Annotated in this window: 1 protein-coding gene and 1 pseudogene; both read left to right on the top strand. The window is 41.6% G+C overall.

Features of this window, described 5'->3' with window-relative positions:
* A pseudogene (locus VIG73_RS09140) lies at positions 1 to 661 on the top strand (urocanate hydratase); the annotation flags it as partial.
* 63 nt (positions 662 to 724) lie between these two features.
* Positions 725 to 2374, top strand: a complete 1650-nt coding sequence (gene hutU / locus VIG73_RS09135; RefSeq protein WP_331641189.1) for a urocanate hydratase — start codon at positions 725 to 727, stop codon at positions 2372 to 2374.
* Positions 2375 to 2435 lie beyond the last annotated feature (61 nt).

The raw sequence follows: 2435 nt of genomic DNA, 5'->3' as shown, positions 1-2435 counted from the left end.
TGCTTTCGACTTCCCAGGATTCGTTCCAGCATATTTACGTCCACTCTTCTGTGAAGGGAAAGGGCCTTTCCGTTGGGCAGCACTTTCAGGAGATCCAGAAGATATTTACAAAACAGATGCATTAGCAAAAGAAATGTTCGGTCACGATGAAGCTCTTGTGAACTGGATTGATATGGCTCAAGAAATGGTACAGTGGCAAGGTTTACCGTCACGTATTTTCTGGCTCGGATATGGAGAGCGTCACAAGTTCGCATTGAAAGTGAACGAAATGGTTGCAAGTGGAGAAATTTCAGCACCGATCGTCTTCGGTCGAGATCACTTAGACTCAGGTTCTGTAGCATCACCAAACCGTGAAACAGAATCGATGAAAGATGGTTCAGATGCAATTGCAGACTGGCCAATTTTAAACGCATTAATTAATACTTCTGGTGGAGCAAGTTGGGTAAGTGTTCACCACGGTGGCGGTGTAGGAATGGGTTATTCTTTACACGCAGGTCAAGTTCTTGTAGCGGATGGTTCAGATGAGGCACGTCAACGAATTGAACGCGTTTTAGTATCAGATCCAGGAATGGGTGTTATTCGTCATGCTGACGCAGGATACGAGCGTGCAATCGATGTTGCGAAAGAGCGTGGTGTACGCATTCCGATGCTCGAACAATAAAATGAATGGTACTGTCCCGCAAAAAGTGGGACAGTTTTACCCATTTTCAAAGGAGTGTTGCAAATGAACGAGCGAAAACCATGGTACTCTCCAGTCGGACAACACTTGAATTGCGAAACTTGGGAGACAGAAGCTTTATTAAGATTATTGTTAAATAGTCTAGACCCCCGTGTAGCTGAGCGCCCAGATGACTTAATTGTATATGGAGGGCGAGGGAAGGCAGCGAGAGACGAAAAATCACTTCAGCAAATCATTACCGAATTAAAAAAGTTGAAAAGTGATGAAACGTTGCTCATACAATCAGGGAAGCCAGTAGGTGTATTTACGACTTATGAAGATGCCCCGCGCGTCATTTCTTCCACTTCTATGATTGTTCCAGCAATGGCGAACGATGCAGAGTTTAAAAAATTAGAAGAAAAAGGTTTAACGATGTATGGACAGGCAACAGCGGCAAGTTGGTCTTACATAGGGGTACAAGGTATTCTGCAAACAACTTTTGAGACGATGGGGGAAATTGCAGCCCGTTATTTTAATGACTCATTGAAGGGACATATTGTACTGAGCTCTGGATTAGGTGGAATGGGCTCGGCGCAACCACTTTCAGTATCTATGCATGGTGGCGTATCAATTATTGTAGAAATTGATGAAGAGAAAGTAAATCGTCGATTGTTAAACAACTATTGCGACATAGCAGTTCATTCTACTGAGCGTGCAATTGAACTTGCGCAAGAAGCAGCCGAATTAAAGCAACCTTTAGCAATTGCTTTAATTGGAAATGCACCAGATGTCTATCGTGAAATGTTGGAATTAAATTTTACTCCCTCTATTGTGACTGATCAAACAGCCGCTCATGATTTAGTAGATGGCTACGTACCAGAAGGTCTCACTTTAGAACAAGCTAGTTATTTACGTAAAAATAAACGAAAAACATATATTAATCTCGCTCAACGCTCAGTCATTCGTCATGTTGAAGCGATGCTTGAATTCCAAAAGAGAGAAGCAATTGTCTTTGATTATGGAAATAATATTAGGGGACAAGCGCATAAAAATGGATTAGAGCAAGCTTTCAATATTCCGAACTTTGTAACACAGTACATTCGTCCTCTTTATAGTGAAGGACGTGGACCTTGTCGATGGATTGCACTTTCAGGAAGTCCAAGTGATATTTATGCAATAGATGAAAAATTGTTAAATCGTTACGCTCACGATACTCGTTTGCAGAGATGGCTAACTTATGTCCAAGATAATTTACATTTCTACGGATTGCCTGCTCGTACGTGCTGGTTAAATTATGAAGAACGAATCGAGTTAGGCCAAATTTTAAATGATATGGTAGCTAACGGAGATTTGCAGGGTCCTGTTGCAATCACGAGAGACCATTCTGAAGCAAGTACGATTGCAGCACCTTACAGAGAGTCAGAAGATATGAAAGATGGTAGTGATCTTGTTGCTGATTGGCCTATTTTGCTAGGGATGCTCAATGCAAGTGCAGGAGCATCGATGGTTACGATTCAACATGGTGGAGGAGTTGGAATTGGAAACTCTATACACACCGGTATGACAGCGATAGCAGATGGAACAGTAGCAGGAGCAAAAAAACTAGAACGAGTGTTAAAGATGGATCCCGCATTAAGTATTATTCGGTTAGCAGACGCAGGTTATGAGAAAGCTCATGAAATGATTCATATCCATAAGTTAAAAAAACCGTTGTAATGTCGACCAAAGGGGGAGACATAGAATGAAAAAGAGTAAAGTATTTGTTGCGATTACAAAT

This window comes from Cerasibacillus sp., from assembly GCF_036516575.1.
Lineage (GTDB): Bacteria > Bacillota > Bacilli > Bacillales > Amphibacillaceae > Cerasibacillus.
This window is presented reverse-complemented; position numbering and strand designations above follow the sequence as displayed.

What these genes read in the sequence shown, in the direction of transcription:
- hutU (WP_331641189.1), top strand. Translation starts at nt 725, where the DNA reads ATGAACGAGCGAAAACCATGGTACTCTCCAGTCGGACAACACTTGAAT.